The sequence below is a fragment of the uncultured Thiothrix sp. genome (genome assembly GCF_937876535.1).
GTDB lineage: Bacteria > Pseudomonadota > Gammaproteobacteria > Thiotrichales > Thiotrichaceae > Thiolinea.
Genome location: NZ_CALFHZ010000021.1, coordinates 37,245 through 58,977 on the forward strand (window position 1 = coordinate 37,245; position 21,733 = coordinate 58,977).

Annotated in this window: 22 protein-coding genes; 18 read left to right on the top strand and 4 right to left on the bottom strand. The window is 45.2% G+C overall.

All coding sequences use genetic code 11. From position 1 onward, the window contains the following. Nucleotides 1-10: 10 nt before the first annotated feature. The 8 genes from Q0230_RS14570 (at nt 11) to Q0230_RS14605 (ending at nt 5,645) form a co-directional block, all read left to right on the top strand. Nucleotides 11-373: a phenol hydroxylase subunit P4 gene (locus Q0230_RS14570; RefSeq protein ID WP_298610908.1), complete on the top strand. Its 363-nt coding sequence runs from the start codon at nt 11-13 to the stop codon at nt 371-373. 97 nt (nt 374-470) lie between these two features. After that, the gene (locus Q0230_RS14575; protein ID WP_298610909.1) at nt 471-1,535 is read left to right on the top strand and encodes an NADH:ubiquinone reductase (Na(+)-transporting) subunit F; all 1,065 of its coding nucleotides are present in this window, start codon (nt 471-473) and stop codon (nt 1,533-1,535) included. 9 nt (nt 1,536-1,544) lie between these two features. Beyond that, on the top strand, nt 1,545-2,369 hold the full coding sequence (locus Q0230_RS14580; RefSeq protein WP_298610910.1) for an alpha/beta hydrolase: 825 nt from the start codon (nt 1,545-1,547) through the stop codon (nt 2,367-2,369). 7 nt (nt 2,370-2,376) lie between these two features. Beyond that, entirely contained in the window at nt 2,377-2,703 is a 327-nt protein-coding gene (locus Q0230_RS14585) for a 2Fe-2S iron-sulfur cluster binding domain-containing protein (protein WP_298610911.1), read from the top strand. Nucleotides 2,704-2,727: 24 nt separating this feature from the next. Next, complete coding sequence (locus Q0230_RS14590; RefSeq protein WP_298610912.1) at nt 2,728-3,657, top strand: catechol 2,3-dioxygenase; 930 nt, start codon at nt 2,728-2,730, stop codon at nt 3,655-3,657. Nucleotides 3,658-3,764: 107 nt separating this feature from the next. Beyond that, nucleotides 3,765-4,055, top strand: a complete 291-nt coding sequence (locus Q0230_RS14595; RefSeq protein WP_298610913.1) for a DUF1778 domain-containing protein — start codon at nt 3,765-3,767, stop codon at nt 4,053-4,055. Further along, on the top strand, nt 4,043-4,534 hold the full coding sequence (locus Q0230_RS14600) for a GNAT family N-acetyltransferase (protein WP_298610914.1): 492 nt from the start codon (nt 4,043-4,045) through the stop codon (nt 4,532-4,534). Before Q0230_RS14595 ends, Q0230_RS14600 begins: the two co-directional genes overlap by 13 nt. A gap of 124 nt (nt 4,535-4,658) precedes the next feature. Continuing rightward, nucleotides 4,659-5,645, top strand: a complete 987-nt coding sequence (locus Q0230_RS14605; protein WP_298610915.1) for a toll/interleukin-1 receptor domain-containing protein — start codon at nt 4,659-4,661, stop codon at nt 5,643-5,645. A gap of 13 nt (nt 5,646-5,658) precedes the next feature. Here the strand turns inward: Q0230_RS14605 and Q0230_RS14610 are convergent, their stop codons facing one another. The 3 genes from Q0230_RS14610 to Q0230_RS14620 all read right to left on the bottom strand — a co-directional run bounded on the left by Q0230_RS14610 (nt 5,659) and on the right by Q0230_RS14620 (nt 8,827). Then, a complete protein-coding gene (locus tag Q0230_RS14610) occupies nt 5,659-6,345 on the bottom strand; it encodes a GntR family transcriptional regulator (protein WP_298610916.1) in 687 nt (228 codons plus the stop codon). 145 nt (nt 6,346-6,490) lie between these two features. After that, nucleotides 6,491-7,648: a mechanosensitive ion channel gene (locus Q0230_RS14615; RefSeq protein ID WP_298610917.1), complete on the bottom strand. Its 1,158-nt coding sequence runs from the start codon at nt 7,646-7,648 to the stop codon at nt 6,491-6,493. A gap of 51 nt (nt 7,649-7,699) precedes the next feature. Beyond that, a complete protein-coding gene (locus Q0230_RS14620) occupies nt 7,700-8,827 on the bottom strand; it encodes an OmpA family protein (RefSeq protein WP_298610918.1) in 1,128 nt (375 codons plus the stop codon). A gap of 281 nt (nt 8,828-9,108) precedes the next feature. Here Q0230_RS14620 and Q0230_RS14625 point away from each other — a divergent pair, with 281 nt between their 5' ends. The 10 genes from Q0230_RS14625 to rho all read left to right on the top strand — a co-directional run bounded on the left by Q0230_RS14625 (nt 9,109) and on the right by rho (nt 20,420). After that, complete coding sequence (locus Q0230_RS14625) at nt 9,109-10,569, top strand: 2-hydroxymuconic semialdehyde dehydrogenase (RefSeq protein ID WP_298610919.1); 1,461 nt, start codon at nt 9,109-9,111, stop codon at nt 10,567-10,569. A 9-nt stretch (nt 10,570-10,578) separates the two neighbouring features. After that, a complete protein-coding gene (gene dmpE / locus Q0230_RS14630; protein WP_298610920.1) occupies nt 10,579-11,373 on the top strand; it encodes a 2-oxopent-4-enoate hydratase in 795 nt (264 codons plus the stop codon). Between the two features lie 11 nt (nt 11,374-11,384). Beyond that, nucleotides 11,385-12,269 carry an acetaldehyde dehydrogenase (acetylating) gene (locus Q0230_RS14635; protein WP_298610921.1) on the top strand — a complete coding sequence of 295 codons (885 nt, stop codon included), beginning with the start codon at nt 11,385-11,387 and terminating at the stop codon, nt 12,267-12,269. Nucleotides 12,270-12,279: 10 nt separating this feature from the next. Continuing rightward, nucleotides 12,280-13,314 (top strand): 4-hydroxy-2-oxovalerate aldolase, encoded by a 1,035-nt coding sequence (dmpG, locus tag Q0230_RS14640; protein WP_298610922.1) that lies wholly within the window; start codon nt 12,280-12,282, stop codon nt 13,312-13,314. Nucleotides 13,315-13,317: 3 nt separating this feature from the next. Beyond that, nucleotides 13,318-14,109 (top strand): 2-oxo-3-hexenedioate decarboxylase, encoded by a 792-nt coding sequence (gene dmpH, locus Q0230_RS14645; protein WP_298610923.1) that lies wholly within the window; start codon nt 13,318-13,320, stop codon nt 14,107-14,109. A 7-nt stretch (nt 14,110-14,116) separates the two neighbouring features. Further along, nucleotides 14,117-14,326, top strand: coding sequence for a 2-hydroxymuconate tautomerase family protein (locus Q0230_RS14650; RefSeq protein ID WP_298610924.1), 210 nt, complete (start codon nt 14,117-14,119; stop codon nt 14,324-14,326). Between the two features lie 31 nt (nt 14,327-14,357). Next, nucleotides 14,358-16,046, top strand: a complete 1,689-nt coding sequence (locus Q0230_RS14655) for a sigma-54-dependent Fis family transcriptional regulator (RefSeq protein ID WP_298610925.1) — start codon at nt 14,358-14,360, stop codon at nt 16,044-16,046. 112 nt (nt 16,047-16,158) lie between these two features. Continuing rightward, nucleotides 16,159-18,363 (top strand): class I poly(R)-hydroxyalkanoic acid synthase, encoded by a 2,205-nt coding sequence (gene phaC / locus Q0230_RS14660; RefSeq protein ID WP_298610926.1) that lies wholly within the window; start codon nt 16,159-16,161, stop codon nt 18,361-18,363. 193 nt (nt 18,364-18,556) lie between these two features. Beyond that, a complete protein-coding gene (gene trxA / locus Q0230_RS14665; protein WP_298610927.1) occupies nt 18,557-18,883 on the top strand; it encodes a thioredoxin TrxA in 327 nt (108 codons plus the stop codon). Nucleotides 18,884-19,160: 277 nt separating this feature from the next. After that, entirely contained in the window at nt 19,161-20,420 is a 1,260-nt protein-coding gene (rho, locus tag Q0230_RS14670) for a transcription termination factor Rho (protein WP_298610928.1), read from the top strand. Between the two features lie 23 nt (nt 20,421-20,443). Here the strand turns inward: rho and hflX are convergent, their stop codons facing one another. Continuing rightward, nucleotides 20,444-21,730 (bottom strand): ribosome rescue GTPase HflX, encoded by a 1,287-nt coding sequence (gene hflX, locus Q0230_RS14675; protein ID WP_298610929.1) that lies wholly within the window; start codon nt 21,728-21,730, stop codon nt 20,444-20,446. Between the last annotated feature and the right edge of the window lie 3 nt (nt 21,731-21,733).

Below are 21,733 nucleotides of genomic sequence, written 5' to 3' on the forward strand. Positions count from 1 at the left end.
AGAACCGTAGATGACCGTTAAATGTATTCAAGGTGAATATCCATCGGTACATATGGATAGTGTTGACCGCTTTCATGGCAATCAATTGGTGTATGTCGGTTGGGATCATCACACCAGTATTTGTACTGCCAATGCCTATCCTTTGCCCCCAGATATGCCGTTTGGTGCTTTGACCGAAGCGGTTTTGCCGAGTGTATTAGCGCCACATCCTGATTTTGCCCACATTGATTGGAGCAAAGTCGAATGGTTACTTGATGGGCAAACCTTTACCCCTGATATGGCTAAAAGCCTGAAAGATAATGGAGTAGGTCATAAGTCTTTAATCCGCTTCAAAACACCCGGCTTAAATGGTTATCAGGGTACTGGAAACTAGACCCTATCCTAATCCTCCTCTTGATTAGGGGGAGAGAAAATAGTGATTTCCTCCCCTGCTAAGGGGAGGTCAGATGGGGTTTTTAGAGGATTAAACAATGAGCTATCAATTAACGATTGAGCCACTAGGTGAAACCATCGAGGTGGAAGAGGGGCAGACTCTCTTAGATGCAGCTTTGCGTGCAGGTATTTATCTACCCCATGCTTGTGGGCATGGCTTATGCGGAACTTGTAAAGTTGATGTGCTGGATGGCGAGATTGAACATGGCGAGGCTTCACCTTTTGCTTTAATGGATATGGAGCGTGCGGATGGTAGGTGTTTGGCTTGTTGTGCACGTGCGACGGGTGATGTAACGATTGAGGCAGATATTGAGGAAGACCCTGATGCACAACGCTTTCCGGTGCGTGATTTCATTGGCGTCGTTTCCAAAATTGAAACGTTAACCCCACGGATTAAGAGCATTTTTCTTGCGATTGAAAATGGTGGGATTGAGTTTCAAGCAGGTCACTATATCAATCTGCTTATTCCGGGGATGGAAGATCACCCCCGCGCTTTTTCGATTGCTAGCCCCCCTTCCGAGAAAAATTTGATTGAGCTAAATGTAGCTTTGGTCGAAGGGGGTAAAGGTACGCATTGGTTACACCATGAGCTAAAAGTTGGGGATGAAGTGCGTTTCAATGGTCCTTATGGACGCTTTTATGTGCGCGAATCTGCAAAAGAACCTATGCTGTTCTTAGCGGGTGGCTCAGGTTTATCTAGCCCTAAATCAATGATTTTGCACCTATTTGAGCAAGGTGAACAACGTCCGGTGACTTTTATTTATGGGGCACGTAACCAAAATGAATTGTATTACCGCGACCTGTTTGAACAGTTAGCACGTGATTATCCGAATTTCACTTATCTGCCGGTGCTTTCTTCCGAACCCGCTGACTCGAATTGGCAAGGTTTGCGTGGGTTTGTACACGAAGCCGCTAAAGAGCATTTTGCTGGAAAGTTTGCAGGGCACAAAGCTTATATGTGTGGCCCGCCACTTATGATTGATGCTTGTATCACGACCTTAATGCAGGGGCGTTTATTCGAACGCGATATGTATATGGAAAATTTCTATACACAGGCAAGTCGCGATACTGCTCCGAAAAGCCCCTTGTTTAAAAATATTTAAGGAGCAGCGATGAGTACGAATCCAGAAATTGCTAATAGCCTTCAAGCGGCTGGTATCCAAACCAACTACCATGATGTGGGGAGTGGCGAGCCAGTGCTCTTGATTCACGGCTCTGGCCCGGGTGTGAGTGCTTGGGCGAATTGGCGTTTAAGTTTGCCTGCTTTGAGTAGCAAGTTTCGGGTGATAGCGCCCGATATGGCCGGTTTTGGTTTTAGCGAGCGTCCTGCTCATTATCAATACAATATGCAGAATTGGGTTGCTCAAGCGGTCGGCTTATTAGATGCCTTAGAGCTTGAGCGTGCTTCAGTGGTAGGTAATTCTTTTGGTGGCGCTTTAGCGCTGGCTTTAGCAATTCGTCATCCTGAACGGGTGAATAAGTTAGTACTCATGGGCAGTGTTGGTGTGCCTTTCAAAATCACCGAGGGCTTAGATCGTGTATGGGGTTATGAGCCTTCGTTGAGCATGATGAAAAGTTTGCTGGATATTTTTGCTTATAACCGTGCTTTAGTGACGGATGAATTAGCTGAGCTACGTTATCAAGCGAGTATTCGCCCTGGTTTCCAAGAATCTTTCTCCGCGATGTTCCCAGCCCCACGTCAGCGTTGGGTCGATGCCATGAGTAGTGCTCTAGCCGATATTCGTGCTTTGCCGCATCACACACTGATTATTCACGGGCGTGATGACCAAGTGATTCCACTCCAGAATGCCTATGATTTATTGGATCTAATTGAGCACTCAGAGCTGCATGTATTTGGTCAATGCGGCCATTGGACGCAAATCGAGCATGCGGCTAGTTTCAATCAATTAGTTGCAGAGTTCTTAGGAAGAGCCTAGTCAGATAATGTTGAGCTATCTACAACAAGGTTACACCATCCACATTAATGAAATTGAGGAAAAGTTTGTATGTCGCCCACAAGAGCTATTATTGGCTGGGATGGTGCGCTTAGGTAAACGCGGTATACCCGTAGGCTGTCGCAGTGGTGGCTGCGGGGTATGTAAGGTACATGTCCAGCAAGGCGAATACGCCACTGGAAAAATGAGCCGTGCGCATGTCAGTGAGCAAGAAGAGCAAGCTGGCTACGTTTTGGCCTGTCGTTGTGAGCCAAAAAGTGATTTGGTGATTACCGTGATCGGGCAAATGCGCAAGGCAACCCATGCTTCAATTTAATCAACTCTGGAGGAGAGTCTAATTATGCCAATGACTGGAGTTTTACGTCCCGGCCACGTGCAAATTCGTGTGCTGGATATGGCTGCTTCACTGACCCACTATATTGACCGGATGGGTTTATTAGAAACGGATCGTGATGAGCAAGGTCGGGTCTATTTAAAAGGCTGGGATGAGCATGACTGGTTCTCTGTTGTCCTCCGTCCTGCTGATGCTCCCGGCATGGATTTTATGGGCTTCAAAGTCGATAGTGTTGAGACACTAAATCGTTTAGAGCAAGCCCTAAACGAGTATGGTTGCCCAACTAACCGTATTCCCGCTGGGGATCTCAAGCATTGCGGTGAGCGCGTAAGCTTTGTCTCACCGATGGGGCATACCTTTGAATTGTATGTGGATAAAGATTCTATCGGCAACGGCTTAGGCAATAAGAATCCACATCCTTGGCGTGAAGATTTGAAAGGGATGAAGGTACATCGTTTTGATCATTGCTTGTTGTATGGGGATGATTTGGATGGCGCGGTCAAGCTGTTTACTGAAGTTTTAGGTTTCCAACAAACTGAAAAAGTGATGGTTGGCCCTGATCATTCGGTACAAATCGCGAGCTTCTTAACTTGTGGGATGAAAGCACATGATATTGCACTGATTCGCCACCCCGAAAAAGACAAACTGCACCATGTTTCCTTCTTACTTAGAAGTTGGGAAGAGGTTTTACATGCGGCGGATATTATGGGTCGTTACAAAATTCCCATTGATATTGGACCAACTCGGCATGGGATTACGCGCGGTCGCACCATTTACTTCTTCGACCCTTCAGGCAATCGCAATGAAACCTTCTGCGATTCTTATGATTGGTATCCAGATAATCCTGAAATTACTTGGACTGAAGATGAGTTGGGTGGAGCAATTTTCTACCACGATCAGCAGTTGAATGAGCGCTTCTTGAATGTGGTGACTTAAGATTTCGGTTAAAAGTTTTAGAGCCGCTTAGCATCAGCTAAGCGGCTTTGTATTTACAATGTCATCACACTGTTCTAGACTCCTATTAATCCATAGGAGCTCTCGTAATGCCAAATACATCAACAGTTTCCAATCTTAAGCCCACCCCTTTAAATATCCGTATTCGCCAAGAGCAGCGTAATATGATTGAAAAGGCTGCGCGTATTCTTGATAAAACCGTTTCAGATTTTGTTCGTGACGCTGCTCTAAAAGATGCAGAAAATACCTTATTAGACAGGACAAGCTTTCATTTAGAGCCAGAGGCTTGGGAATTGTTTAATAAAGCTTTAAATACCCCACCTGCGGAGAATGCAGGTCTTCGCAATTTAATGCTACGTAAGCCTGTATGGGAAAAATAAATCTGCATACGCCAGAACCATTAAATACTCAACATGATTTAACTAAGTTTAATTGTGGCGAGGTCTTGTTAGACGAATGGTTGCGGCAACGTGCTTTAAAAAATGAGGTACTGGGGGCATCACGGACTTTTGTCGTTTGTAGTGAAGGTTATGTGATTGGATATTATGCCTTGGCGGCTGGTTCTATTGCACATACTGAGGTTGTGAGTAAATTAAAGCGCAATATGCCTGATCCTATTCCCGCTATTATTCTAGCAAGATTAGCTGTTGACAAATCGTGTCAAGGCCAAGGTTTAGGTTATTCATTATTGCAGGACATGGTACTACGTTGCCAAGCAGCTGCCGGTTATATTGGTGCTAAAGTTATTTTAGTACATGCTTTGTCAGATAAGGCTAAAGCTTTCTATGAGTATTTTGGATTTAGAGCCTCACCTATTGATGATCGAGTGTTAATGCTAGCTCTGAGTGAGTTGGTTTAGCTTTTGTACTGCTTGTTATAGTTTTTTTATATAAATATGAGTTGTATAATAGATGCTCAAGAAAAAGTAGTTTTTCTAAAAACTATGGTTATTGAATAGATATGTTCTTTGAGTGTTTAATTCTATGGTTGATCACCTGAAATATGATATTGCTCTTTCTTTTGCTGGAGAGGATCGGCAATATGTAGACCAAGTAGCTACTTTGCTTAGAGATTCTGGGGTGAGAGTGTTCTATGATCATTTTGAAGAAGCTAATCTATGGGGAAAGAACTTATATGATTATCTTGTAGACATTTATAAAAGTAAGGCTAAGTACACTATCATGTTTATTTCCACTCATTATGCTAAGAAATTGTGGACTAATCATGAAAGACAAGCCATGCAAGCTAGAGCTTTTGGTGAGAGTCAGGAGTATATTCTTCCAGCAAGATTCGATGATACACCTATACCCGGCGTTCTTCCTACGATTGGTTATATTTCGCTAATTGATTTAAAACCTGCTGAATTTGTCAAAACTATTCAAAAAAAGCTAGTTATAAATAATTGTAGTATTCCATCAGAGTTGCATCGGATGGATTTGTTAGTTAAATCTATACCTAGGTTGAGCCAATCCAAGAGTACAGTAACAGCTCTGAATGTTGATGGTGATCCTATATGTAACGCTAAATTAATAGCCCTTGCAAGTAATAAGACGACTAAAGAAGCTTATACTTCAGCTGATGGCCTAGCAGTCTTCAATTTGCCAGTTAGAAGGAAGTATACAATCTTGTTTGCTCATCCTGATTATCGAGGAGCTATTTATGAAGAATGGGATCCTGAAGATGATTTAATTTTGACTTTGGATAAAAAAGGTGTAGTAGGCTCTATAGTATTTAATCAGTATGAGCAATTACCTAATCTTAAGGGTTATCTTCAACCTATATTAGATACAAGTAACAGAACATATTTATATGCAAGAAATATTGCAATCAATGACGGCTTGACACAACCAGTTAGTTTTAAAATTAATGAAATTATAACTTTAGAAGATGCGGAAGGAGCAATTGTTAAAATTGAAATTTCATATATTCAAGGTGTTACATGTTTGATTAATTATTCAAAAGTTCATTAATTGCGAATAAGTGTTAATATAGCGTTTTCTCTTTTAAAAACTGCTGGGTAATCTCGGCTGTTTGCCGAATATGTGCCTCAGTTTCCTTACAAAGCGCATTGGCATCGCGTGCTAAAGCGGCTTCATAAATCCGTTGATGCTCCAAATGCACATCACGCATGCCTAAGTTCGCTACCAAAGAAATATTCCGATAACGCTTATGTTGATCGTAGAGAATATTATAAAAATGCAGGAGCCACTTGGAAGTGCAGGCAGAAATCAAAGCCCAATGAAAGTCATGGTTGCGTTGTTCCCAAGTTTCTAAATTGGCAAATAAATCCAGTTCTTCGATTTTGCTGAGTTGATAGTAGGTGGCAACAACGCGTGATTCCCAATCTTCTTTGCCATGTTTAAGGCTATTACGTAAGGCCTTTAACTCCATAGTCACCCGTAGTTCAGTGACATCATCTAAATCCTCAGGGGAGATCGGGGAAACCCGAAAACCACGTTGGCCTTCGGTAATCACAAAGCCATCAGAGCTTAAACGGCTTAAGGCTTCGCGTAGTGGAGTTGCCCCCACATTGTATTCAGCACGTAAATGCTCAATTTTGAGTTTGCTTTCGGGAGCAAGTTTGCCGTCGATAATATCCGCACGCAGTTGCCCGTAGACATAATCAGTTAAGGTTTTTGGAGCAGAATCAGCTGGCTGCAAGCTAGACATAAACACGGTAAGCACTATAGAACGATAATGGCGCGATTATAACAACAAGCCAGCTGACTATGACAAGTCAGCTAGCGTTAGATCCAGACTTAAGTTTTGAGTTGGCAACCCTAAAGAGTCTATTTAGGGCTGTGGGAAAGGGTGCTTAAGCTTTATTGATTTTATCAGCCCAACGATTGGCGATTTGTTCAGCTGCATCTCGCCCGCCTAAACCAAAGGCCAAAGCGACTGCGACTGCGACTGCGCCTAAAGTAAAACCAAAGGCCATATTGACAATATTATCCGCTAAGCCCATTGCCCGTAAGCCCATAGCGAGTACTAAGCATAAAATGGCAATACGCGCAATATTCGCAAGGCTAGCACTACCATATTCTTTGAGTTTGTTATAAGCCAAGGTGCTGAGTAGATAGCCAATAATCAGAATGACTGCGCCGACTAAAATGCCTGCACCGAACTCCAGAACACGCGCAAAAATATTCGAAACAATTTCAATACCTAAGGTGTTCACCGCAGCGGTTGCAGCCGTTAACATGGCAAAGAACATAATCACGTTACCGATTAATTTGCTTAAAGTACGGGTTTCATCGAAGTAACCGGTGATACCAAGTTTTTGTGGCAGGCTATTAATGTCCAGACCCGCTAAGACATCTTCCAAAACAGTCAGTGCAAACTTCGCTACGAAATAAGTGAAGGCTAAAATCAAGCCAGCGCCAATTACATTAGGAATAGCCGCCCAGAGCTTATTCAGCATATCTGAGGCTGGAACGGTAATAGATGGCACATTTAACACGCCTAAAGCAGTCACCAAAATAGGTAACAGGACGGCTGCAAACACAAAAGCACTACCTAACTTAGAAACGCGCAATTGTGAGTTTCCAGTCCGTTCCAACAAATGTCGATCCACTTTATTAAGCGCGATACCCGTTAGTTCGGAAACTATTTTGGCAATCACCCAACCTGCATAAGCAATGATGCCTGCACCGATGATATTAGGAATAGCAGATAAGAACTTATTAAGTAGATTTTTCAGCGGAGCCAGTACATCGGTCAAACCAAAGTGCTGCAACACAATCATGAGGACGAAAATAGTTAGCAAGGCTTTGATTAAGGAAGCTAAAGGTTTAGCCAAATTACTCTTATTCAGAAAGCCAATTTTACTCAATAGTCGTTTAATAAAACCCGCAGCAATACTAACCAGTAGTAGCCCAAGAATCAGGATTAATAAACCAATCAAAGCATGCCCTAATCTCCCTGACGTGAGCGAGGTCATAAGGGTGGAGAAGGTAGTTGACAAGTTATCCATAGTTGTTACTCCTTATAGTGAGGTCGGTAGCAGTAGTCATTGATAGCTCAGTTATTTGATAACGGAAATTTCAATACGCTGATTCTTCTTTTGGGCGGCTGAGGATTTATCGACGGGAGGTTTATTACCCATGCCCATAATGGTAATACGTTTGCCATCAACACCTGCTTTAACCAGCTCCATCCCTAAAGCATTAGCACGCATGAGTGACAGCTGATCGCTAGTTTGATCAGTACCTGTTTCTGTGGTGTAGGCAGTGATGAGGAAGTTAGCTTGAGGGTATTGTCCAAGTAAGGCGGCTAACATGAGCGTTTGTGCTTCAGAGTTTTTAGTCAGCTGAGTCTGTTTAGCTTCAAACTGAATATCTGCCATAGTCACTGGCTTTTCTAAAGTATTGTTTTCTAAATAGCCCTGTAACTTGGCTTCAGGGCTACCGGGAGCGAGTATTAACTTGCTAGGTATTGCTGAAGCTACCGGCTTTTGTTCGGTACTGGTGGGACTCATGGCCTGAGTTGTACTGGAGCTTGTTTCACTAGGAGTTGCTGCTTGTACGGTCTGCGTAGGTTCTGGGTTAGTAGCGACTCCAGTGGTTTGCTCAGTAGTTGCAGGTTGGGCTGCTTCGGTATTTGCAGTAGCTGCTAAAGGTTTTGCTGTTTCAGATGTGCTTGAGGTAGCAGTCGTTTGCTCAGTGTGAATGGGTTGAGTTGTTGCACTGGCAGCACTAGGAGCTGGGTTGTTGGCTGTCGCTTCGGTAGGTTTTACAGGCTCGGCAGCAGTAATTGGAGTGTTCGTAGACGGTGTTGGAGCGGTTGCTAGTTCAGTTGGTTTAGTGGCTGCAAGGTTAGCAGTTGTGTTTACCGTTTCAACGGTTGTAAGTCCTTGCTGGGTACTAGTTGCAGCTTTAGCTGGTTCAGCCGGTACTGTTGATTTAGCACTCTCAAGAGCTGCTGGAGCAGGCTCTGTAGGATAGGGTGGTGCCGCTACAGTCGCAGCGGTTGAGTTTTTTGAACTACTATCCATAGTGGTTTGTTGGCTAGTAACTAGCTGTTGAGCGGTGTTATCACTCTTCCACGGGTTCAAATACCAATAAAGTAACCCAAAAAATAGCAGGACGATCCCTGCAACGATTCCTTCCTGAGTCGGGGTTAGCTGATTGTTCTTCGCGGTACTCTTTGCCATAGTCAAGTTCCATTTTGGTTAGCCTGAGGGGATGCATGCTAAACATGCGTTATCAATGCCCGCCCATTGGGATTGATTAAAAGATGTGGGGGAGATTGTGGATGCCCATGTTTGAGTGTAGAAGGAATTTACAAAGTTTGTAATTTAATCAATTGGTTTTTATCAAAAAACTGAACAGAAAATTTTTACTCCTTAAGCAAATTCAAAAAATATCGACAAAAATATTGAATATCGACAAAATTCTTGTATGCTAGGCTTATTCAGATCGGAGGACTGTGCCCATGCAAGAAATCAAGCATTTCATTAACGGCGAATTTGTCGGTTCTAAATCCGGCAAGACCTTTGCCAATATCAATCCTGCCACTAATCAACAAATCGGTGTCGTACACGAAGCAGGTCAAGCCGAAGTCAATGCAGCAGTCGAAGCAGCACGTGCCGCTTTAAAAGGCGCGTGGGGCAAGATGCCAGTAGCTGAACGCATGGCGATTCTGCACAAAGTAGCCGATGGGATTAATGCGCGTTTTGACGAATTCCTTGAGGCTGAGTGTCTCGATACTGGTAAACCTAAATCATTGGCTTCACATATCGATATTCCACGTGGTGCAGCGAATTTCAAAGTGTTTGCTGACCTATTCAAAAACGTTCCCACCGAAAGTTTCATGCTCGATACACCGGATGGTAAAGGTGCGCTGAATTATTCGGTGCGCAAACCCAAAGGCGTTATTGCCGTCATTAGTCCGTGGAATCTACCTTTATTATTAATGACTTGGAAGGTAGGGCCTGCGCTGGCTTGTGGTAATGCGGTGATTGTGAAGCCTTCCGAAGAAACCCCACGCACCACCACCCTTTTAGGTGAAGTGATGAATGCGGCGGGTGTACCGAAAGGTGTATTCAATGTGGTACATGGCTTTGGCCCTAATTCGGCGGGCGAGTTTTTAACCACGCATCCTGATGTAGATGGGATTACTTTCACGGGCGAAACGCGCACTGGTGCAGCGATTGTTAAGGCGAGCGCGGATCATATTCGCCATGTGTCGTTTGAATTGGGCGGCAAGAATCCGGGAATTGTATTCGCGGATTGCGATATGGAAAAAGCTATCGAAGGCACAATGCGTTCGGTATTCGCCAACTGCGGTCAAGTCTGTTTAGGCACTGAGCGTGTGTATGTAGAGCGGCCGATTTTTGATGAATTCGTCAAGCGCTTAAAGGCCGGTGCTGAGAATTTGAAAATGGGCGCTTGGGATGATGCTTGTACTTCAATGGGGCCACTGATTAGCCAAGAGCACAAAAATAAAGTGATCTCTTACTACAAAAAAGCGGCGGAAGAGGGTGCAACCGTCGTAACCGGTGGTGGTGTACCACAAATGGAAGGCGCTTTAGCCGATGGTGCTTGGGTACAGCCAACCATTTGGACAGGTTTACCGGAAACTGCCACTGTTGTGAAAGAAGAAATCTTTGGCCCTTGCTGCCATGTGCAACCCTTTGATTCGGAAGAACAAGTCATTGAATGGGCAAATGACACCAAGTACGGTTTGGCTGCGGCAGTTTGGACAGAAAATAGCTCACGTGCGCATCGTGTGGCAGCCCAATTGGATGCGGGTATTGTTTGGGTGAATTCATGGTTCTTGCGTGATTTGCGTACCCCGTTTGGCGGTATGAAGCATTCAGGGATTGGGCGCGAAGGCGGGGTGCACTCCTTAGAGTTTTACACCGAACTGAAAAACGTCTGCGTGAAGTTATAAGGAGCTGCCATGCTAAGTTCAGAACAACGCAATACTTATGCGGAAGCGCTTTACCAAGCACTGCGTCAGCGTGAAGTGATCGAGCCGCTCACCAATCGCACGCCGGATATGACGATTGAAGACGCTTACGCCATTTCTTCTGGTCTTTTAGATCGGCGCATAGAGCGTGATCGCGAAAAGGTGATTGGTAAGAAAATCGGTGTCACTAGCCAAGCAGTGATGAAAATGCTTGGTGTCTACCAGCCTGATTTTGGCTATCTCACGGATGCTATGGTAGTGGATGAGAGCGAAGCCTTATCGGTCAGTACCAAGATGATTCAGCCGCGTGCTGAGGGCGAAATTGCCTTTGTGCTCAAGCACGATTTAATTGGCCCTGGGATTACAGCAAGTGATGTATTACGCGCTACCGATTTTGTGGTGCCTTGCTTTGAAATCGTCGATTCACGCATTAAAGACTGGAAAATCAAAATCCAAGATACCGTATCCGACAATGCCTCTTGTGGTTATTTCCTGCTCGGTTCACAAGCGGCCGACCCGCGTAAAGTCGATTTATCCACCTGTGGCATGGTAATGGAACTGAATGGACAAGTGGTGGCGACGGGTGCAGGTGCAGCGGCTTTAGGCTCTTCTCCCGTGAGTTGTGTGGTGTGGTTGGCGAATACCTTGGGCAAATTTGGTGTGCCTTTAAAAGCAGGTGAAGTGATTTTGTCCGGCGCATTAGTGCCACTGCAACCCGTGAAAGCGGGCGATTACATGAGTGTCAGTATTGGTGGAATCGGTCGCACAGCTGTGCGCTTTGAGTGAGGAGAGGAAACATGGCAAAAATTCGTTGTGCCTTAATTGGCCCGGGCAATATCGGCACGGATTTATTATACAAACTCAAGCGCAGTGAAGTGCTGGAACCGGTTTGGATGGTGGGTATTGACCCGACTTCCGATGGTTTAGCACGCGCTCGTGATATGGGTTTGAAAACCACTTCGGATGGGGTAGATGGTCTATTGGCACATATTGAAGCAGACAATATTCAAATTGCTTTCGATGCCACTTCAGCTTATGCCCACGCGGAAACTTCACGTAAATTGACTGAAAAAGGCGTGAAGGTGATTGACTTAACGCCTGCGGCCATTGGCCCCTTCTGTGTGCCGCCAGTGAATTTGCAAGATCACCTGAATAAAGGCGAAGAAAACGTCAATATGGTGACTTGCGGCGGTCAAGCTACCATTCCAATGGTGTTCGCGGTGAGCCGTGTGCAGCCGGTGTGTTATGGTGAAATTGTAGCAACCGTAGCCTCCAAATCCGCAGGCCCTGGTACGCGTAAAAATATTGATGAGTTCACCCAAACTACCTCTGGCGCAATCTCTAAAGTAGGCGGTGCTAAGCAGGGTAAGGCGATTATTATTCTCAATCCAGCTGAACCGCCCTTGATGATGCGCGATACGATTCACTGCATTACCGAAACCGAGCCACAGCAAGATGCGATTATTGAATCGGTCAAAGCGATGGAAAAGGAAGTGCAGAAATACGTTCCTGGTTATCGTGTCAAAGAAGGCCCAGTATTCGATGGCAATCGCGTGAGTGTCTTCGTTGAAGTACGCGGACGCGGTGACTATCTACCTGAATATGCAGGAAATCTCGACATTATGACCGCAGCGGCTGCCCGTACTGCGGAAATGTTTGCTGAACAGATGCTCAAGGCTTAAGGAGTTCATCATGAATTTAAAAGGTAAAAAAATTCGCCTGCATGATATGTCGTTGCGGGATGGGATGCACTCGATTCGCCATCAATTCACTGTGCAAAATATGCAGGACTTGTCGCAAGCCTTGGATAAAGCGCGCGTGCCGTTAATTGAAGTCACCCACGGCGATGGTATTGCCGGTTCTTCGGTGAATTACGGTTTTGGTCTACACAGCGATAAAGATTATCTGGAAGCCGTCATTCCACATCTGAAAAATGCGCAAGTCTCAGTCTTAATGCTCCCGGGCATTGGCACGATTAAAGACCTGCAAATGGTGGAAGATTTAGGCGTTAAGACGATTCGCGTTGCAACCCACTGTACCGAAGCCGATGTATCCGAGCAGCATATTAAATACTCAGCCAAGCGTGGTTTTGATACCGTAGGTTTCTTAATGATGAGCCATATGGCTAGCCCTGAGAAAATCCTCGAGCAAGCCAAACTTATGCATAGCTATGGCGCGAATTGCCTCTACATGACTGACTCAGCCGGACATATGCTGCCTGAGGAAGTGAAAGCAAAAATCGGCATTTTACGCGCTGAATTCCCTGACACTATCGAACTCGGCTTCCACGGTCACCATAATTTAGGGATGGCGATTGCTAATTCTTTAGCAGCAATTGAAGCCGGTGCAACACGGATCGATGGTTCAGTGGCAGGTTTTGGTGCAGGTGCAGGTAATACGCCACTGGAAGTTTTTGCTGCGGTGTGTGATCTCTACGGTATTGAAACGGGTGTGGATGTCAGCGCTCTGATGGATGCAGCAGAAGATGTTGCCGTACCGATTATGGTCAAAAATAATGAATTGCCACGGATTAACCGTGACTCGCTGACCTTGGGTTATGCAGGCGTGTACTCATCCTTCTTATTGCATGCGCGTCGTGCGGAAGAAAAGCACAAAATCCCAGCACGTGAAATTCTGATGGAATTAGGGCGGCGCGGTACGGTTGGCGGTCAGGAAGATATGATTGAAGATGTAGCCTTAGAAATGCTACGTGCCAGAAGAGGGTAATCCATGACCACTTTAAGCAAAGAAACCATCGCACAATTGGCTGAGCATTTGGAAAATGCTGAGTTGCAAGCCCATGATGTAAAAAAGATTACCGACGATTATCCTGATATGGATTGGGAAGATGCCTACGATATTCAGTGGGAAATTCGCCGCCGTAAAGAAGCGCGTGGTAATCGTGTTGTTGGCCTGAAAATGGGTTTGACCTCCTATGCGAAAATGAAGCAAATGGGCGTGGAAAATCCGCTCTATGCCTTCTTAGTGGATTATTTCAATGTGCCGGATGCGGGTACAGTGAAAGTCTCTGAACTGATTCACCCCAAAGTTGAAGCTGAAATTGCGATTGTGACTAATCGCGAGTTGAAAGGCCCTGGCTGTTCGGTAGCGGATGTCTTGGCTGCCACAGAATCTGTTTTGCCTGCAGTGGAAGTCATTGATTCACGCTATGAAAATTTCCGCTTCGACCTGAAAAGCGTTATCGCGGATAATGCATCTTCGGCTCGCTTCGTCACCGGCGGTAATGTGAAACGTGCCCATGAAGTGGACATGAAAACCCTCGGTGTGGTGATGGAGATTAATGGCAAGGTTGTGACCACGGGTGCAGGGGCTGCGGTTTTAGGCCATCCTGCCGCGAGTGTTGCGATGCTCGCCAATATGCTTGCTGAGCGTGGTGAAGTGATTCCGGCTGGAACTTTCATTATGACCGGTGGTATTACCGAAGCAGTAGCCGTCAAAGCAGGGGATAGCGTCTGCGTGCGCTATCAAGATTTAGGAACGGTTAGTATGACATTTGTGTGAGGTTGGAATGCCACTGATTCAAGCTACGATTTTGCAAGGCCGCACTGTTGAGCAGAAAAATGAGTTCTTTGCACGAGTTACACAAGTAGCGGTGGAAACGCTCAATGTAAAGCCTGAGCAAGTTCGCGTCGTCATCAATGAAGTTGCTCCTGAGCACTGGTGTATTGGTGGCTTAAGTAAGGCTGAAATTGATAAGCGCGCTGCGGAGACAAGCTAAGCTAGCGCATTAATCTGTAGAGGAGGACTGCATGAACCGACACCCGAAAAAACCGGTTTATCCAGCTGATCAAGACCTAAAGTCGATGATCCGTTTTGAGGGTGAAAATGGCAGTATTTGGCTAGGCCAGCAGCGGATGATTTTGTTGCATGCCTCGGCTTTCGGCTCTATGCGTAGCGAACTGATCGAGTCCTTCGGTGAAGATTATGCACGTGGTGTGCTATTGCGCATGGGCTATACGGCTGCGCAATCGGATGCGCAGCTGGCGCGTAAAATTCGTAGTTCAGCCGATGTAGCTTCCATGTTTCTGGTAGGGCCACAGCTACATGCTTTAGAAGGCGTGGTTAGCGTTGAGCCAGTTAAGCTAGAAATGGATGTCGACATTGGGCAGTTTTATGGCGAGTTCACCTGGCGTAATTCCTTTGAGGCCGCAGAGCATTTGCGTCTATATGGCTTAGCTCAGCAGCCAGTTTGCTGGAATCTACTAGGTTATGCGACTGGCTATACCACTACTTTCATGGGTCGACCGATTTATTTTAAAGAGGTCGAATGTGTGGGATGTGGTGATAAACAATGCCGCATTATTGGTAAGCCTTTAGATGAATGGGAGGACGCTCAAGAACTGAAGGAGTTGTACTCGCTCGAATCGATGGCTGCTAAACTCTCCTCACTCGAAGAAGAGGTGCGCTTCTTACGTACCGAAATCACGTCCCGCGCTCGTCCTGAGCATATCATTGCCGAATCGGCTCCGATTAAAGAAATCATGTACCTGTTAGGTAAGGCCGCTGCCACTGATGTAACCGTACTCATGCTCGGGGAAACAGGGGTCGGCAAAGAGGTCTTCTCTCAAGCCTTACACCAGCTAGGGAAACGTTCTGATGGGCCATTCATTGCAGTGAATTGTGCCGCTTTGCCCCGTGATTTAGTGGAGTCAGAGTTATTCGGAGTCGAAAAGGGTGGTTATACGGGAGCCGATAAGTCTCGCCCTGGGCGCTTTGAGCGTGCAAATGGTGGGACTTTATTTCTTGATGAGTTGGGCGAGTTGAATGAGCGTGCCCAAGCTAAATTATTGCGAGCCATTCAAACCGGCGAGTTTGAGCGTGTGGGCGGTACAGAGAAAATAAAAGTTGATGTGCGTTTAATTGCCGCCACCAATGCGAATCTACAAGAGCGCGTTAAGCAAGGCACGTTTCGAGCTGATCTTTATTATCGCTTAAATGTTTTTCCGATTGCGATTCCGCCTTTGCGTGAACGTTTAGCGGACTTACCCGGGCTGATAAGGAAGTTTATTGAGCGTTATAATGCTAAATATGGCAAGCAAGTGCAGGGTATTTCTGATCAAGCTTTACGACGCTTCATGGTTTATCAATGGCCAGGGAATATTCGCGAACTAGAAAATATTATTGAGCGTGGGGTGATTTTAACTGAAAGCGATACGCGGATTGAGTCGACACATATTTGTATGGGGATGCCCGATCCGGATGATGCATTTATGGTAATCGGGCAAAATGGCCTGTTAGAAAAGAGTGCTAAGCCAGAGTTAGTCGATCAAGTGCTTGATCAGATGCACACGAGCGGGTTAGATTTCGAACATTTAGAACAACTGATTTTAGAGCAGGCTCTCAAACGAGCACAGGGAAATGTACTTGAAACTGCACGGATTTTAGGTATTAGTGGTCCACAATGTCGCTACCGTTTAAAAAAGTGTGGACTCATTTAACGGCTCGTTTGCAGGCTGGCACCACGCTAGTGATTGGTTTTTTGTAAAAAATGCTGCATAGCACATCGAAATAGTGCAGACTCTGCTCAGTACTAGCAAGGAGAAGTGAGTAATGTCCGAAAACGCCCAGAATGAAGTCAACACCTTAGGTTTTGCTGCTGCCAAAGAGCTGAGGGATAATTTCAAGCAAGTTGAAGAGATTATGGCAGGCTTTGCCAAATCATATGAAAATATGAAGCTTGATCCCTTTAATCTAACCCAAGCTTATGGCGAATGGTGGAAAGCAGTTAGTGCTGATCCCCAAGCCTTAATGCAAAAAAATATTGAATATTGGCAGAAATCCTTTGAATTAAGTCAACAGGCGATGATGGCTTTGATGGGCCAAAAGCCTGAACCAGTGGTGACTCCAGACAAAGGCGATCGCCGTTTTAGTCATGAAGATTGGTCAGAAAAACCGATTTTCGACGTTATTAAACAGTCCTATTTACTGACTTCTCAATGGATGCGTACTTTAGTTTCTGATGTAGAAGGTTTGGACGACCATACTTCAGATCGCGTGAAGTTTTTTACTGAGCGCTTTATGGATGCCATGTCACCCACTAATTTTGCGCTCACTAATCCTGCTGTGTTGGAAAAGATCAAAGAAACTAAAGGTGCTAACCTCGTTCATGGTCTGAAAAACATGTTGGAAGATTTGGAAACTGGCAAAGGCGAATTGCGTATTCGCATGACGGATACCAAAGCGTTTGAGTTAGGTAAAAATGTAGCGGTTACTCCGGGCAAGGTTATTTTCCAAAACCGTATGTTCCAACTGATCCAATACACACCAAGCACGGAAAAAGCTTTAAAGCGTCCGTTACTGGTCGTTCCACCTTGGATCAACAAGTTCTATATCATGGACTTGCAACCTAAGAACTCTTTACTGAAATGGTTAGTTGATCAAGGCCATACCGTTTTTGTCATTTCTTGGGTAAATCCAGACGAAACCTATGCAGATACAGGCTTTGATGCGTACATTAAAGAGGGTGTGCTGACTGCAGTTGACGCTGTGCAAGCAGAAACAGGTGAGACTGAGATTAATGCCATTGGTTATTGCATCGGCGGTACCCTACTGACTTCTACCTTAGCTTATATGAAAGCAACTGGTGATAGCCGTATTAAGAGTGCTACCTTCTTCACCACCATGATTAATTTCTCTGAGCCAGGTGAGTTAGGCTTGTTCATCGATGATGCACAAGTGTCTGGTCTTGAATCGACGATGGAAAAGACGGGCTATTTAGATGGCAGTCAAATGGCGGGTGCCTTCAATTTATTACGTGCTAATGATCTGATTTGGTCGTTCTACGTCAATAACTATTTATTAGGCAATGATCCGCGTCCATTCGATTTATTATATTGGAATGGCGACTCAACTCGCATGCCTGCAAAAATGCATAGTTGGTATCTGCGTAATCTTTATCTACAAAATGACCTGTGCAAACCAAGAGCACTAAGTGTTGATGGTGTGCCGTTAGATGTTACTTCTATTGATGCTCCGGCTTGCTTCATTTCTGCAGTGGAAGATCATATTGCACCTTGGAAATCCACTTACATGGGTGCTCGTCTATTCTCTGGCCCAACCCGCTTCATTTTAGGTGGTTCTGGCCATATCGCTGGCATCATTAACCCACCTGCTGCAAAGAAATACGGTTATCGTGTGAGCGATCAATTAATTGAAAATGCAGACGAGTGGATGGCAGCAACACCCGTGTCTGAAGGTTCTTGGTGGCCAGAATGGGATAAATGGGTACGTGCTTTAAATCCAGCAGAGGTTGCAGCCCGTCAACCTGGCACTAACTTGAAGCCGATTGAAGATGCTCCAGGTACTTATGTCAAAGTTAAACTAGGCGAACCTGTGCCTAAAGTCACCATGACTGTATTACCAAAGCTTGATACAGCACCAGTGATTGAGGCTAAAGCTGAGCCAAAAAAGGCAGCCCCTAAAGCAGAAGCTGCGCCTAAAGCTGCCAAGCCTAAAACTGCCGAAGCTAAAGTAGAGGCTCCAAAGACTGAGAAGCCTAAAGCTGCTAAGTCTGAGGTGAAAGCCGTACCAAAAGCTGAGAAGCCTAAAACAGTGAAAACTGAAGCGAAAGCAGAGGCTCCAAAAGAGCCAAAAGCTGAAGCCAAAGTAGAGGCTCCAAAGGCAGAAACTAAGCCTGAGGTTAAGCTAGAACTTACCCAGCCTGAAGTGAAAACTGAGCCAGCTAAAGTACCAGAGGCTACACCAGCTGCTGAGGCTAGTAAACCAGCTGCTAAGAAAACGCCACCGCAAGCCTAAATCTATTTAGGTGATTCTTTGGATTAGAGCAGCTTGTCTGCTCTAATCGTCTAAAAAACTTCCTAGTGTCCTTGAATCTTGAATTTCTATAAATTAGACGCATACTATAATCATGGGCTATAACAGCTTATAGCGATGCTTAGTATCGCTGCATAATGTCATAACACGATCTCAAAAATTGGAGACAAGTTCTGTGAGTGAAAATATTGTATCCCTGTCAGATGCTTCCTTTGAACAGGATGTGCTGAAGTCAGACCTCCCCGTTCTAGTTGATTATTGGGCAGAGTGGTGCGGGCCCTGCAAAATGATTGCGCCTTTAGTAGAAGAGGTTGCTACTGAATATAAAGGCCGCCTGAAAGTCGCGAAATTGGACATTGATAAAAATCAGTCTGTCCCACCAAAATACGGTATTCGTGGTATTCCAACTTTAATGTTGTTTAAACAAGGTGAAGTAGCAGCAACTAAAGTGGGCGCTTTATCCAAGTCCCAATTGACTGCCTTTATCGAACAAAATATCTAAGCTCAATGCTAGATAGAGTGCGATTGTAAAAACTCGCAATCGCCTCACAAAATCGTATCTTTTCGCTGGACTAAGTGTAAACTCCGTGCTAGTTTTAACTGCAGTGAATCCACATCTGGGTTCATTTCTTTGAAGCCTCGATCGTATTTTGTTCCCGAGTTAAAACTCCCGAAAAAATCATTGCTTAGTCATTGAATCGAGTCAGTCATCTTGACGCATGCAAGTCGAGGGCATTGCTTCCATCAATTTAATCTTCCGCTGGTGAATTAACCTTCATATGAACCTATCTGAATTAAAGAAAAAACCAACTGCTGAACTGTATGAGCAAGCGCTTGCCATGGGGGTGGAAAGCATCTCCCGAGTCCGCAAGCAAGACATTATTTTCGCCATGCTCAAAACCCACGCGCAAAGCGGGGAAGATATTTACGGCGATGGGGTACTTGAAATCCTCCAAGACGGTTTCGGTTTCCTACGCTCACAAGATTCAAGTTACGTGGCTGGAGCTGATGATATTTATGTATCACCTAGCCAGATTCGCCGCTTTGGCTTACGCACGGGTGACACCATTACAGGTAAGATTCGCCCACCAAAGGATAATGAGCGTTATTTTGCTCTCCTGAAAGTGGATACGATCAACTATGAATCACCTGAACAAGCCCGCAATAAAATCCTCTTCGAAAATCTTACCCCGCTTCACCCAGATTCACGTATGCGTATGGAACGTGGCAATGGTAGCCGTGAAGACATCACTGCACGTGTGATTGACTTGGTAGCTCCCTTTGGTAAAGGGCAGCGTGGTCTGATTATTGCGCCACCTAAAGGTGGTAAAACTTTAATGCTGCAAAATATTGCACAAAGTATTACCTCCAACTATCCAGAGTGTTATTTAATCGTCATGTTAGTCGACGAGCGCCCTGAAGAGGTGACAGAGATGGCGCGGATGGTTCAGGGTGAAGTGGTTTCCTCCACTTTCGATGAGCCTGCTACCCGTCATGTACAATTAGCGGATATGGTCATCGAAAAGGCTAAGCGTTTAGTCGAACATAAACGTGATGTGGTTATTCTGCTGGATTCGATTACACGCCTAGCACGTGCTTATAATACGGTTGTTCCTTCCTCTGGCAAAGTATTGACAGGTGGTGTGGATGCTAGTGCTTTGCATCGTCCGAAGCGTTTCTTTGGGGCGGCACGGAATATCGAGGAGGGTGGGAGTTTAACGATTATCGCGACCGCTCTGATCGACACCGGCTCTAAAATGGACGATGTTATTTACGAAGAGTTCAAAGGCACGGGTAATATGGAGATTCACTTGGATCGACGTATTGCTGAAAAGCGTGTCTTTCCTGCGATCAATATCAATCGTTCTGGGACACGTCGTGAAGAGTTACTGACTACGCCAGAAGAGTTGCAGTCTTTATGGATCTTGCGCAAGTTTCTGCATAGTATGGATGAGCTGGATGCTATGGAACTGCTCTTCGATAAGCTCTCAAAAACTAAAACGAATAATGAGTTTTTCGATGTCATGAAGCGCGGCTAAGGTGTGAAAGGATGCAGTAGTTGTTAAACAGCTACTGCCTCTAGTGCAAGGCCCGCTTCACTTAAATAGCTTTTTAGCTTCCGCTGATCAATGACTAAATCCAGTAAGTATTCGCCTTCTTCCCCAATGCTTTCGATTTGAATGGCCTTATCTGCATAGAGTTGGGCGCGCAAACGCCCTTGGCTTGGTGATAAGCGTAATTTGCCGCGAAAGGTTTGTTGAGCGAAGTAATTACCTAAATAGTCTAGTAGTTGCTCTAAACCAGCACCAGTTTGTGCCGATACCCAAGCCGTCGTGGCGTGTAAACCATTACCCTCTTGAACTCCGGCTGAGTGCTGGGTTAGATCAATTTTATTCATGATTTCGATCTGAGGGACCGTTTCAGCACCAATTTCTTCAATAACATTATTGACTTGCTCGCGATATAAATCACGTTGCTCATCATGGCTATCGATGACATGCAAGAGTAGATCAGCCTCAGCCGTTTCCTGCAAAGTAGAACGGAAGGCTGCTACTAAATCATGGGGTAAGTGCCGAATAAAGCCGACCGTATCAACTAAGATAATTTCCTGTTGATTCGGAAGGCTAATGCTGCGTAAGGTAGGGTCGAGTGTTGCGAACAACTGATCAGCTGCATAAACATCAGCTTGAGTTAGAGCATTGAATAAAGTGGATTTGCCTGCATTGGTATAACCTACTAAAGAAACCGTAGGGATCTCAGCTTTCTTCCGCGATTGACGGCCTTGCTCACGTTGGTTTTGAACTTTTTCAAGCTTTTTATTGATTTGCTTGATACGCACGGCGAGTAAGCGACGATCAGTCTCTAACTGCGTTTCACCCGGTCCACGTAAGCCAATCCCACCTTTCTGACGTTCAAGATGGGTCCAGCCGCGCACCAGGCGAGTTGACATATGTTTAAGCTGAGCGAGTTCAACCTGCAACTTACCATCATGGCTACGGGCGCGTTGGGCGAAAATATCGAGGATCAATCCAGTGCGGTCTACTACGCGACACTCAAACAAGCGTTCTAAATTACGCTCTTGCGCAGGAGTTAGGGAGTGATCAAAAACAACTAAATCGGCTTGCAAATTGCGCACATAATCACGGATTTCTTCGGCTTTACCTTCCCCCACAAAATAACGTGAGTCAGGACGCTGCCTAGAACCAGTAACTAGATGCGCGATCTGGGCACCCGCTGAACGAACCAGCTCTTTGAACTCTTGTTCATCGTGCGGGATATCGTCAGTCCTAAAATTTATCTGAACAAGAACTGCATTCTCGCCTGCAGTTGGGCGTTCAAATAATTCCAAGAT

Excerpts from the sequence above, each read along its gene's own strand:
- Q0230_RS14655 (WP_298610925.1), top strand. The coding sequence starts at position 14,358 with ATGAACCGACACCCGAAAAAACCGGTTTATCCAGCTGATCAAGACCTA.
- rho (WP_298610928.1), top strand. The coding sequence starts at position 19,161 with ATGAACCTATCTGAATTAAAGAAAAAACCAACTGCTGAACTGTATGAG.
- Q0230_RS14635 (WP_298610921.1), top strand. The coding sequence starts at position 11,385 with ATGGCAAAAATTCGTTGTGCCTTAATTGGCCCGGGCAATATCGGCACG.
- Q0230_RS14615 (WP_298610917.1), bottom strand. The coding sequence starts at position 7,648 with ATGGATAACTTGTCAACTACCTTCTCCACCCTTATGACCTCGCTCACG.
- Q0230_RS14625 (WP_298610919.1), top strand. The coding sequence starts at position 9,109 with ATGCAAGAAATCAAGCATTTCATTAACGGCGAATTTGTCGGTTCTAAA.
- Q0230_RS14580 (WP_298610910.1), top strand. The coding sequence starts at position 1,545 with ATGAGTACGAATCCAGAAATTGCTAATAGCCTTCAAGCGGCTGGTATC.
- dmpE (WP_298610920.1), top strand. The coding sequence starts at position 10,579 with ATGCTAAGTTCAGAACAACGCAATACTTATGCGGAAGCGCTTTACCAA.
- Q0230_RS14590 (WP_298610912.1), top strand. The coding sequence starts at position 2,728 with ATGCCAATGACTGGAGTTTTACGTCCCGGCCACGTGCAAATTCGTGTG.
- dmpH (WP_298610923.1), top strand. The coding sequence starts at position 13,318 with ATGACCACTTTAAGCAAAGAAACCATCGCACAATTGGCTGAGCATTTG.
- Q0230_RS14620 (WP_298610918.1), bottom strand. The coding sequence starts at position 8,827 with ATGGCAAAGAGTACCGCGAAGAACAATCAGCTAACCCCGACTCAGGAA.
- Q0230_RS14610 (WP_298610916.1), bottom strand. The coding sequence starts at position 6,345 with ATGTCTAGCTTGCAGCCAGCTGATTCTGCTCCAAAAACCTTAACTGAT.
- Q0230_RS14570 (WP_298610908.1), top strand. The coding sequence starts at position 11 with ATGACCGTTAAATGTATTCAAGGTGAATATCCATCGGTACATATGGAT.
- Q0230_RS14595 (WP_298610913.1), top strand. The coding sequence starts at position 3,765 with ATGCCAAATACATCAACAGTTTCCAATCTTAAGCCCACCCCTTTAAAT.
- Q0230_RS14575 (WP_298610909.1), top strand. The coding sequence starts at position 471 with ATGAGCTATCAATTAACGATTGAGCCACTAGGTGAAACCATCGAGGTG.
- Q0230_RS14600 (WP_298610914.1), top strand. The coding sequence starts at position 4,043 with ATGGGAAAAATAAATCTGCATACGCCAGAACCATTAAATACTCAACAT.
- Q0230_RS14650 (WP_298610924.1), top strand. The coding sequence starts at position 14,117 with ATGCCACTGATTCAAGCTACGATTTTGCAAGGCCGCACTGTTGAGCAG.
- phaC (WP_298610926.1), top strand. The coding sequence starts at position 16,159 with ATGTCCGAAAACGCCCAGAATGAAGTCAACACCTTAGGTTTTGCTGCT.
- dmpG (WP_298610922.1), top strand. The coding sequence starts at position 12,280 with ATGAATTTAAAAGGTAAAAAAATTCGCCTGCATGATATGTCGTTGCGG.
- Q0230_RS14585 (WP_298610911.1), top strand. The coding sequence starts at position 2,377 with ATGTTGAGCTATCTACAACAAGGTTACACCATCCACATTAATGAAATT.
- Q0230_RS14605 (WP_298610915.1), top strand. The coding sequence starts at position 4,659 with ATGGTTGATCACCTGAAATATGATATTGCTCTTTCTTTTGCTGGAGAG.